This is a genomic window from Streptomyces sp. NPDC054841, from assembly GCF_053611045.1.
The window spans coordinates 1-9867 of sequence record NZ_JBSGZO010000325.1 but is presented as its reverse complement, the minus strand read 5'-3'; the positions used below and the strand labels follow the sequence as shown (position 1 = coordinate 9867).

Genomic DNA, 9867 nt, shown 5'->3' with positions numbered 1-9867 from the left:
GAGGGAGCCACTGCGGTGGGGGTACCTCCCGTGCCCGAAGGGCTACGGGGGACATTGGCGACTGACGACACCGCCGCAGAGGTGCGTGCCAGGGCACGCGAGCCCGGCAAGACCCGAACGACAGGCCCTAGGGCCTGGGACGACGGAGGGCCGCCGCAGGGTGACGGGGGGCACCGTGCGACGGCCCTGGGTCGTGCCTTCGAAGTCCCGTCTGCCCGGCGGCTCTTCGGGCGGCCGACGCTACTTCGAAGACACTCCCTGGTGCGGCTGGAGGGGGATCAGCCGCAGCCGCCCGCGTGTCCGTCGTCGACGGACAGGACGGGCGGAGTGAGGGGGGCGTCCTGGACCGCGGGGTCCTCGGCGGGCCCGGCGGGCCGCGAGGCACCCTCGGCCCCCACGGCCCTCGCCTCCAGCGCCGCGGCGAAGTCCGCGAGCCGGTCCAGGCCCCAGTACTTGTCGAAGTGGTCGACGAAGAAGGGCACTCCGAAGACCCCGTCGCGCTGGATGTCGAGCAGCACCCGCACCCCGGCCTCGCGCAGCTCCGGGTCGTCGGCGGCGGCCGCCAGCTCCGCGCCGTCCAGGCCCAGTTCGGGACCGAAGCCGGCGATCACCGACGGGTCGCAGATGTCCTGGCCGAGCTCCCAGCGGGCGCGGGCCGCGAGCGCGATGTAGCCGGGCCCCCTGCCGTGCCGTTCGGCGGCCAGATAGCCGAGGTGCGGCACTTCCCACACCGGGTCCCGGTCCACCGGCCAGCTGAAGTCGAGCCCGCGGCCGGCGGCCAGCCGCCGTACGTCCTGGAGGATGTAGCGGTGCTTCGCGGCGGACATCGGCGTGTAGGGGAAGGCTCCGCCAGCCTCCGCGAGGAGTTTGCGGCTCAGCTCGTCCGGTTCGAAGAAGGGCACCCACTCGACGGCTGCCGCGGTGCGCGGATGGCGGTCGAGCAGGTCCCGGTAGGCGAGCCACGAGTACGGACTGCGCAGTGAGAAGTAGAAGCGCGGCGGCCGTCTCGTACGCCGCGGCTTCCGGGCTCCTGCCTGCGCGGTCACAGCGCGATTCCGCCGTCCACCTGGAACACCTGCCCGGTGACGTACGAGGCCTCGGGCGAGACCAGGAAGGCGACCATCGAGGCGACGTCCTCGGGCCGGCCGAAGCGCTTGAGCGGGATGCGCCGCAGCATGTCCTTGGAGACCTTCTCCGGCAGGACGGACGTCATGTCGGTGTCGATGAAGCCGGGCGCGACGACGTTGGCACGGAGGCCGTGCCGTCCCGCCTCCTTGGCCAGGGCCCGGGTGAAGCCGATGATCCCGGACTTGGAGGCGGAGTAGTTGGTCTGGCCCGCGTTTCCGGCCACTCCGGCGATGGAGGAGATGGTCACGACCGAGCCGCCGCCCCGCTTGACCATCGGGAAGGCGACCGCGCGGCACAGGTTGTAGGTGCCGTCCAGATTGGTGCGCAGCACCGCGTCCCAGTCGTCGTCGGGCATCAGCACCAGCGGGCTGTCCCGCGTGATCCCGGCCGAGGTCACCGCGGCCGTCGCCGGGCCGAGTTCGTCCTCGGCGGCGGCGACGAAATCCCGTATCTGCGTACGGTCCGTGACGTCGACGCGGCGGGCGAGGACCTTGCGGCCCAGCTCCCGGACCTCCTTCGCGGTCAGGGCCGCCGCCTGCTCGTCGGAGCGGTAGCAGAAGCCGATGTCGTAGCCGTCGCGGGCCAGCCGCTCGACGACGGCGCGGCCGATGCCTCGTGAACCACCGGTGACGAGCGCGACCTTGGTGCTCTGTACGTTCTGTCCGGACTGCGGGTCCGGTCCGGACTGTGCGACCGGTCCGGACTGTGTGTCCTGTGCGGACTGTGCGTCCTGTGCGGACATGGGGTCTCTCTCCTCACACGCTCAGCAGGGCATGGTCCGGCGCGGGCAGCAACTCGGTGACATCCCGCAGCGCCACCACGAAGCTGCCGACGTTCAGCACCTCCCGGCCGCCGACGAACGTCTCACCGGCCAGCACCGCGGTCTCGCCGACGGACTTGACCAGCCGCACCCGGTGTTCGAGCACATCGCCGGGGTAGGCACGGCCGCCCATCGTCACCTCGTTGATGGATCCCGCGAGTTCGACCTTTCCGGCCAGCACGTCCGGGTTGGGGCTCTCCCAGACGGACAGCACCACCGCGGCCTGGGCCCAGGACTCGATGACGAGCGATACGGGGTAGGCGTAGTCGCCCGGTGCGGCGTCCTGGCCGAGCGGCGCGTAGCAGGGCTCGTTGCCGGAGACCGCCTTGTACGCGGTCAGGCTCTCGCCCGGCCGCACCTCGGCGACGCGGTCCACGAGAAGGATCTCGCCGCGGTGCGGAATCGTGCTCTTGATCCGGTCCACTCCGAAGACTCTGGTCACGGGGAATCGGTCTCCTGGGTCTCTTCGGTGTCCTTGTGGCGGTAGCGCAGGCTGATGTCGGCGACCTTGCCGCGGTTGGTGCCGACGGCCGCGCGGCAGAGCAGCCCGGCCCCGTCGGCCGTCGGCCCTACGGTGACGTCGGTGAAGACGCGGTCCCCCGGATGGACGGGCCGGTGGAAGCGGCAGCGGTCCATCGCGGCGAGTTCCACCTCGGCGGACGTTCCGGCCCACTCCCGCACGGTGCGGTCCACGGCCTCGATCAGATAGACGCCGGGCAGCACGCTGAAGCCCGGATAGTGCCCGGCGAGCACCGGGTCCTCCGGGAACACGTCGAAGACGGTCGCCGCGCCTTCGGGCCCGCTGCGGACCAGTTCCGTGGGCCCGAGCGGGGTGGCGGCGCTCACCGGGACTCCGCCAGCTTCTGCGCCAGCAGGTCGTACGTCGCACCGAGCGAGGTGATCGAGGTCAGCTCGGCCTCGGCGAGCCGGACCCCGTACTCCTTCTCCAGCCGGACGGTGATCTCCAGGGCCATCAGGGAGTCGACGTCGAGGTCGTCCATGAAGTGGGCCGTGTCGGTGACCTCGGCGACGTCGAGGTCGAGTACCTCGGCGACCAGGTCGCGCAGCTGCTCCTTGTCGAGGGTGGTCGCGGCGGGGGCGATGTGGGTGTCGGACATGGTGAACACGGGTCCTTCCGGGTGGTGATGGCTGTACGAGTAGTGGCGAACCGAGCGAACCGAGCGAACGAGAAGCCGGCGTAGCCGGTACCTCCGGCGGCGGGCTGCGGCGGTGATCACGGTGTGCCCGTGCGCAGTACGACGGCGCCGGTCTGACCGTCCGGGTCGACGGAGGTGACGAGCACCGGCCTGCCGTCGCCGGGCAGGGCGAGCGCGGCGGCCAGCTGGAGCGAGGCGGACGCCGCGGAGGCGTCGCCGATCAGCCGGCGCAGCCGCAGCCGGGGCGGGCTGGTCTCGCCGAAGACGTCGGCGAGTGCGGCGTCCTCGCGGGCGCCGAGCGGGCCGCCGGTGTCGGACGGCACCAGCAGGGCGACCTCGTCGGGCTGTACGGAGGCGTCCTTGAGCGCCTCGGTGACGGCCCGGGTGACGGCGCGCTGCGCGTCCTCCGGGTCGTGGAACGCGATGAAACGGGAGGAGAGCAGCGCCGCGTGGGCGGTGCGGCCGTGGGTGCGGGCCCGGCCGAGCGGCTCCAGCAGGAACAGTGCGCAGCCCTCGCCGAGCGGTCCCGCGGGCTGCCGGTGGGCACTGCCCGTCCTGGCCCGGTACTCGAGCCAGGCACGCTCGGTGGAGAACTCCTCGACGGCGCCGCACAGCACGGCCTCGCAGTGGCCCTGCCGCAGCAGCCTGGCCGCGTAGTTGAGGGTGAGCAGCCCGGTCAGCGCGCCGCCGGCGACGGTGGTGTTGGGGCCTCTGAGCGTGTGCCAGATGGCGCTCTGCCCGGCGGCGCGGTTCATCACCGTGTTGGGGAAGTGCGCCGGGTCCACATGGAACGGCTTCTCGCCGGTGAGGGAGTCCCGGGTGAAGTCCATGATGCTCTGGACACTGCCGTGCCCTGTGCCCAGGACCATGCCGATGCTCTCGGGGATGTCGGAGGCGAGCCCGGGACCCGCCTCCGACAGCAGCATCCCGACGGTGGCGACGGCGATGGCGGTGGCCCGGTCCATGGCACGCGTGCCCTTGCGTCCCAGGACCTCCCTGATGTCGAAGTCCGGGAGCAGTCCGGCCCGTTCGTACGGTCCGAGGTCCACCGCCCGGTTCTCTGCGGCGGCGGGCGCCGGGGCCACGGCGTCGCGGTTCTCCCGCACGCCGGCGGCGAAGGCGTCCGCGCCCAGTCCGTACGGCGAGGCCGCCGACCAGCCGGAGACGACCAGGGTGTCCGGGTCCGCCCCGGTGGCACGACTGACACTCATCGGTTTCTGCTCCTGTCGGTGGAGGGGAAGTGCGTACGGCGGTGGCGTGGTGGAGGCCTGTCGGTTCCGGGCCCTGGTGGGCTGCTCAGCCCCAGGCCCCTGCGGCCGCGTGCAGTTCGGCGCCGTCGACGCCGATGGTGTTGCCGGTCAGCCAGGACGAGTCGGTGCGGGACAGCAGGGCGACGGCCTCGGCGACGTCGTCGGGGCGGGTGAGCCGGCCGTGCGGATTGTTCTCCGAGGCGCGCGCGACGTATCCGGCGTGCTCGGGGATGCGCTGCAGCGCGGGCGTGACGGTCACTCCGGCGCGCAGCGCGTTGACGGCGACTCCTCGCGGGGCCAGTTCGCAGGCCAGCTGCCGTACGTGCGACTCCAGCGCGCTCTTGGCGGCGGACACGGCACCGTAGCTGGGCAGTGCCTGGACGACGCCCGCGCTGGTCATCGCGTACACCTTGGAGCCGCTGCGCAGCAGTCCCGCCGTGTCGAGGTCCTGGGTCCAGTAGACGAGGCTGTGGGCCATGACGTCGAGCGTCATCTCCAGCTGCTTGACGCTGAGCTGCTTGTCCCAGCCGTCCCGCGGCAGGAAGGGCACGAGGGTGCCGAAGGCCAGGGAGTGCACCAGGATCCGGATGCCGCCGGCCGGGCCGGTCAGCTCGGCGATCTCCGGTACGAGCCGGTCGCGGGTGGCGCGGGAGGCGGCGTTGACGTTGAAGAACCGGGCCTCGACACCCGATCCGCGGATGTCGTCGACGAGTGCGGCGATCTCCTCGGCGCGGGAGGCCGTGTCGAAGTGCACGCCGATGATGTGCACGCCCTCCCGGGCGAGGCCACGGGCGATGGCCGCGCCGATGCCGCTGGACGCCCCGAGGACCAGGCACCAGCTCCCCTTGAGTGACGTCAGCATGCGGACTCCTGTGTGTGGTGGGGCGAGACGAGGACGAGGGCGACGTGCCCGGCTCCGGTGGCGGTGACGACGAGGGTGCCCCCGCCGCCCGCCGTGACGGCTCGTGCGACTTCGATGGCGGGTCCGAGGCAGCCGGTGTGCCCGCTGCCGTACGGTCCGGTCGCCTCGGCGGCCGCTTCGGTCAGCGGCCCGCGGACCGCGGCCACGGCGTGGGCGGCGGCGTCGGCGACGCCGGACCCGTCGAGCAGGAGCCTGACGGCGAGGGGCTGTTCGAGTCCGGGGGCCGGCGCGCCGAGGAGGGCGGCCAGCGCCGCGGACAGGGCCGCATCCGCCCGGGTGCGGCCTTCCGGGGTGCGCAGGGCCCTCGGCGGTACGAAGACGGACCGGGCGCGGATCACCGCGTGGGTCCGGGCACCGCGGCGGCGGGCCGCTGCCGGAGGCTCCAGGGTGAGGGCCACTCCGCCCTGTTCGCCGGCGGCGTCGCCGTGGGTGCCCGGCAGCGGGGCCTCCGTCGCGGCGAGGACGAGCGTGTCGCACCGGGCCGAGGCCAGGGCGCGGGCGCCCACGGCGAGAGCGTCGACGGCGGCGGTGCGGGGGGACGCGACGGTCAGGGCGAAGCCCTTCAGGCCGAGTTCCGCGGCCAGCCGGTTGCCCAGCACGTTGACGGCGAAGTACGGGGCCGTGGCCGGGGAGAGGGCGTCGGCTCCGGTCTCCGTGACGGTGGCGTCCATCGTGTCGAAGAGGCCGGCGAGACCGGCGTTGGTGGCGAGGAGCAGGCCGCGCCGGTCGGCGGGGACCGCGTCCGGGCTGCCGCCGTCGGCCAGGGCGCCGCGGGCCGCGGCGAGGGCGTACTGCGCGGCGGCCGGCTGGTACTTGTAGCCGCGGGGGCCGAGCCGTTCCCGGGCGTCGAACCAGTCGTCGCCGCGCGGCGACGGCGCCGCGGACTGCGGGGTGTCGCCCCACGGCGAGACCACTCCGACGCCGGTCACGGCGAGTTCGGTACCGCTCATGGCGTTCACGGGAGATCACCTCCTGAGGGCGTGCGGTGGGCGTGGTCCGGGCCGGCGGTGCGGTCGGCGGCGCATGCCGCATCCGCCGTCCGGGCCTCGGTGGTCCGGGCGCCGTCGGCGGCCCGGTCCGCCGGTGCTCTCTCTGCCGCGGTCGCCGCTTCCAGCACCAGCGACGCGTTGTTGCCTCCGAAGCCGTAGGCATTGACCAGGACCCGTCGCGCGTCCGGCGCGAGCGGGACCGGGGCGCCCTGGGGCAGCAGCACCCGGCACTCGGGGTCCTGGTCCTTCAGCGGCACGTTCGGGGGCACCGACCCGTGCCGCAGGATCAGCGCGGCGGCGACCGCGCCGAGGGCGGCGGACGCTCCGCCCGCGTGGCCGAGGAGCGCCTTGAGGCTGTAGAGCGGCACGTCGGGGGCGTACTCCCCCAGTGCTTCGTACAGCGCGGCGCTCTCCAGCACGTCATTGAGGCGGGTGCCCGTGCCGTGCGGTACGACGGCACCGATACGGCGCGGGCCGCCGGCGCCGCCACCCTGGCCGCCCGGAGCGTCCGGGCCGTCCTGGCCACCCGTGCCGTCCTGGCCACCCGGACTTCTCGTGCCGCTCGGGCTGCCGCGGTCGCCGTCGATCGCCCCACGCATCGCGCGGACGATCTGCACGCCGTCCGCCTGCGGCGCCGTCGGATGGCCGGCGTCACAGCTCCAGGCAGTGCCGCTCAGCCGCAGCCCGGTGTCCGCGCCGCGGGCCCGTGCGTGCACGGCGGACTCGACGACGAGGATCCCGGCGCCTTCGGCGAACACCGTGCCGGCCCGGTCGGACTCGAAGGGCCGGCAGCGCTCGTGGTCGACGGCGCCGAGCCGGTTGAAGCAGCCGAGAGCGACCCGTGAGTACGCGTCGGAGCCGCCGGCCAGTACCACGTCCGCCTCTCCGGACCGTACGAGGTCCGCGGCCATACCCAGGGCGTAGGCCCCGGCCGCGCACGCGTTGCCGATGTCGTGGACGGCACCGAACAGGCCCAGTCCGGCGGCGAGTTCGGTGGCGAGCCGGAACGGGGGTGTCCAGCCGTGGTCCGTACCGGCATGTTCCGCGCCGGCCTGTCCCGCGCCGCCGCGGCCGCGCTCGTTGGGGCCGGGCTCGCCCATGCAGCTGCCGATCACCACCGCCGTACGGGCGGCGGCGAGCGACGCGGCGCCGAGGCCCGCGTCGTCCAGCGCCTCGGCGGCGGCGGTGGCGGCGAACCGGGTCGCCCGGTCCGCCGCCAGGTCGGGGTCGGGCACCAGGCTGATCAGTGGCAGGTCCATCCGGGCGAGCGGGTCCGCCGGACGGTCCGGCAGACGGGTTCCGGCCGCCGTCATGGCCCGCCACAGTGTGTCCGCGCCGGCACCGTGGCAGGTGACGGCGCCGACCCCGGTGACCACGACCTCGTGGTTCATGCCGCCCGGCCCTCCAGCGCGGCGTTCATCCGGTCGTCGAACGGCACCAGGCTCCAGTCGCGGCGGTTCTCGATGACGGCATAGCCGTGGGTGATCCGGCCGGTGGAGGTCTGGATCAGCTCGCCGTCGCGTACGACATAGGTGTCCATGCGCGAGGTGTAGGTGAAGCCCTTGAAGACGTCCTCGACGGTCAGGACGATGTACAGGTCCTCCTCCATCCGGGCCTCGTCGAGAACCGTGATCCGGGAGTGCGGGACGACCGGGATCCAGTTCTGCTCGTCGAGCAGGGTCTTGATGGAGACGCCGCGGTCGGCGACGAGCCGGTCCTTGGCCTCCTCCATCAGGCGCAGATAGCCGGACATCTGGATCCGCTCGGTGAAGTGGCAGTACCAGTACGGGATGCGGAACTTCCAGGCGTACGCGTTGCGTCCGGCGGTCAGCTCCTTGACCAGGTCGTCCGCGGCGAGGTCCACCTCGGCCGGCTCCGGCGTCCAGCCGGGCCTGGCGGCCAGTCGCTCCACGGTGTACGGGCGGAGGGCGGCCGGGACCGGCTCGTCGCCGCCACCGCGCGGGTCGTGGCGCAGTTGCACCCGTACGGTCGAGGTGACCGCCTTCAGCACCGTCTCGCGCTCCACCTGGAGCTCGACGGCGAACAGCAGCTCACCGTCCTTGGCCTTGCGGTGCGGCCGGACGTGCGCCGTCGCGGTGTCGTCGATGTGGAAGGCGTGCAGGATGCGGGTGTCGATGTCGACGATGTCCGTGCACAGACCGTGGACCTCGTAGATCGTGCCCGGGGCGAGCCCGGCCTGCCGGATGTGCTGCAGGACGGCTTCCTCGACGAGGTAGTTGACGTGCTTGAAGCCGATCCAGGTGCAGATGTTGGAACCCTCGTAGCGGGGGCGGATCTGAAGGGTGCTGGGCTGCTGGAGGGCGCGGACGGCGGCCTCGGCGTCGGCGATGTTCGTGGTCACGTCAACTCCGGTACGTAGGGATGGGGCAGGGACGGGAAGCACTCGCGGAGCAGCCGGTGCACGGCGTCCGCGAAACGCCGCGGCTGCTCCGCCATGGCGAAGTGACCGCAGTCGTCGAAGAGTTCGAGACGGCCGTGGGGCAGGGCCGCGGCGAGTGCCCGGGCGTCGCCGGGCGGCGCGGCGAAGTCGTCCTCGCCGGCCACGACGAGCACGGGCAGGTCCAGCGCGTCGACGTCCAGGAAGGGGCTGCGCAGATAGGCGCCGAAGAACTGCTGCCAGCCGTAGGGGCCGACCCGGTCGCGGACCCGTAGCGCCATGTCCCGGCGCAGCTCCTCGCCGAGCCGCCCCTCGGAGCCGACCCGCAGTCCCTCTTCGAGGATGCGGTGGAAGCCGTTCAGGTAGTACGTCGCGTCGTCCCAGCCGAAGTCGTCGGCGGAGCGCCGGTGGAAGGGTGCGACGATCACCGCGGCTGAGGGTCCGTTGCGCCTGCGGGGCGCGCGCTGCCCGCGCCGGCGGGCCAGCGCTTCGAGGGTGGCTCCGGCGGCGAAGGAGTGGGCGACGACGGCGTCCGCCCCTCCGGGCACGGCGTCCAGGGCTCGTTCGATGTGGTCCGCGGGGTCGTCGTGGTGACTCCAGTTCCTGTCGCCGGCGGCGCCCCAGGGCAGTTCGGCCTCCCAGAACTCGATGTCGTCGAGGGCGAGCTGCTCGTAGCCGCGCCATACGGTGCTGCTGCCCGCCAGCCCGTGCAGGGCGAGGAGCCGTACGGGCGCCGCGCCGCCCCGGGCGCTGCGGCGCAGCCGTACGACGGGCCGCGGTTCGCGCGGGCTCATCGGCGGCTGCCCGTCGGGATGCGGTCCGCGGCCGGGGCGGTCAGCACAAGAGCGGCGCTCGCGTCGTCCCCTCCGGCGTCTCCGCTTCCCGCGTTGACGAGTACCGGGTCGGGGTCTGCCGCGGTGTCCCGCTCCGTCGTCAGCCACGCGGTCGCGGCGACGCACTGGAGGACGCCCAGCGCTCCCGAGGAGGGGCCCAGCAGCGCGGAGAGGTCGTGGACCGTGGTGTCCCGGGGGTGGCCGGCCCCGGAGTCGGGGGAGTGGGCGGAGTCGGGGGAGTTGGCGGGCGCCCCTGTCACCGGGGCGCCGTCCCGATGTTCCGGTACGCACCAGAGGCCGATCGGCCCCGGCTGCCGGGTCCGTACCTCCGACACGGCATCGGCCTGTCCGCCCCTGCGGGCGTACGGGC

General features: G+C 73.5%; 11 protein-coding genes and 1 pseudogene. All 12 read right to left on the bottom strand.

The genetic code is table 11. The annotated features are described in order from the left end of the window. Positions 1-278: 278 nt before the first annotated feature. The gene (locus ACWGI8_RS31530) at positions 279-1046 is read right to left on the bottom strand and encodes a DsbA family protein (protein WP_453666112.1); all 768 of its coding nucleotides are present in this window, start codon (positions 1044-1046) and stop codon (positions 279-281) included. Further along, a complete protein-coding gene (gene fabG / locus ACWGI8_RS31525; protein WP_453666111.1) occupies positions 1043-1870 on the bottom strand; it encodes a 3-oxoacyl-[acyl-carrier-protein] reductase in 828 nt (275 codons plus the stop codon). The genes ACWGI8_RS31530 and fabG overlap by 4 nt, the downstream gene beginning before the upstream one ends. A gap of 13 nt (positions 1871-1883) precedes the next feature. Next, positions 1884-2390 carry a 3-hydroxyacyl-ACP dehydratase FabZ family protein gene (locus tag ACWGI8_RS31520; protein WP_453666109.1) on the bottom strand — a complete coding sequence of 169 codons (507 nt, stop codon included), beginning with the start codon at positions 2388-2390 and terminating at the stop codon, positions 1884-1886. After that, positions 2387-2794 carry a 3-hydroxyacyl-ACP dehydratase FabZ family protein gene (locus ACWGI8_RS31515; RefSeq protein WP_453666107.1) on the bottom strand — a complete coding sequence of 136 codons (408 nt, stop codon included), beginning with the start codon at positions 2792-2794 and terminating at the stop codon, positions 2387-2389. Before ACWGI8_RS31515 ends, ACWGI8_RS31520 begins: the two co-directional genes overlap by 4 nt. Further along, a complete protein-coding gene (locus ACWGI8_RS31510; RefSeq protein ID WP_453666105.1) occupies positions 2791-3066 on the bottom strand; it encodes an acyl carrier protein in 276 nt (91 codons plus the stop codon). The genes ACWGI8_RS31515 and ACWGI8_RS31510 overlap by 4 nt, the downstream gene beginning before the upstream one ends. 116 nt (positions 3067-3182) lie before the next feature. Continuing rightward, positions 3183-4316, bottom strand: coding sequence for a beta-ketoacyl synthase N-terminal-like domain-containing protein (locus tag ACWGI8_RS31505; protein ID WP_453666104.1), 1134 nt, complete (start codon positions 4314-4316; stop codon positions 3183-3185). A gap of 85 nt (positions 4317-4401) precedes the next feature. Beyond that, on the bottom strand, positions 4402-5217 hold the full coding sequence (locus ACWGI8_RS31500) for an SDR family NAD(P)-dependent oxidoreductase (protein WP_453666102.1): 816 nt from the start codon (positions 5215-5217) through the stop codon (positions 4402-4404). Next, entirely contained in the window at positions 5211-6227 is a 1017-nt protein-coding gene (locus tag ACWGI8_RS31495; protein ID WP_453666100.1) for a beta-ketoacyl synthase N-terminal-like domain-containing protein, read from the bottom strand. Before ACWGI8_RS31495 ends, ACWGI8_RS31500 begins: the two co-directional genes overlap by 7 nt. Before the next feature lie 5 nt (positions 6228-6232). After that, positions 6233-7657 (bottom strand): beta-ketoacyl synthase N-terminal-like domain-containing protein, encoded by a 1425-nt coding sequence (locus ACWGI8_RS31490; protein WP_453666099.1) that lies wholly within the window; start codon positions 7655-7657, stop codon positions 6233-6235. Beyond that, complete coding sequence (locus tag ACWGI8_RS31485; protein WP_453666097.1) at positions 7654-8628, bottom strand: acyl-CoA thioesterase; 975 nt, start codon at positions 8626-8628, stop codon at positions 7654-7656. The genes ACWGI8_RS31490 and ACWGI8_RS31485 overlap by 4 nt, the downstream gene beginning before the upstream one ends. After that, complete coding sequence (locus ACWGI8_RS31480; protein ID WP_453666095.1) at positions 8625-9458, bottom strand: alpha/beta fold hydrolase; 834 nt, start codon at positions 9456-9458, stop codon at positions 8625-8627. The genes ACWGI8_RS31485 and ACWGI8_RS31480 overlap by 4 nt, the downstream gene beginning before the upstream one ends. Then, positions 9455-9867: pseudogene (locus ACWGI8_RS31475) on the bottom strand (hypothetical protein); the annotation flags it as partial. The gene ACWGI8_RS31480 and the pseudogene ACWGI8_RS31475, both read right to left, overlap by 4 nt.

What these genes read in the sequence shown, in the direction of transcription:
- ACWGI8_RS31490 (WP_453666099.1), bottom strand. Translation starts at nt 7,657, where the DNA reads ATGAACCACGAGGTCGTGGTCACCGGGGTCGGCGCCGTCACCTGCCAC.
- fabG (WP_453666111.1), bottom strand. Translation starts at nt 1,870, where the DNA reads ATGTCCGCACAGGACGCACAGTCCGCACAGGACACACAGTCCGGACCG.
- ACWGI8_RS31510 (WP_453666105.1), bottom strand. Translation starts at nt 3,066, where the DNA reads ATGTCCGACACCCACATCGCCCCCGCCGCGACCACCCTCGACAAGGAG.
- ACWGI8_RS31495 (WP_453666100.1), bottom strand. Translation starts at nt 6,227, where the DNA reads ATGAGCGGTACCGAACTCGCCGTGACCGGCGTCGGAGTGGTCTCGCCG.
- ACWGI8_RS31505 (WP_453666104.1), bottom strand. Translation starts at nt 4,316, where the DNA reads ATGAGTGTCAGTCGTGCCACCGGGGCGGACCCGGACACCCTGGTCGTC.
- ACWGI8_RS31480 (WP_453666095.1), bottom strand. Translation starts at nt 9,458, where the DNA reads ATGAGCCCGCGCGAACCGCGGCCCGTCGTACGGCTGCGCCGCAGCGCC.
- ACWGI8_RS31500 (WP_453666102.1), bottom strand. Translation starts at nt 5,217, where the DNA reads ATGCTGACGTCACTCAAGGGGAGCTGGTGCCTGGTCCTCGGGGCGTCC.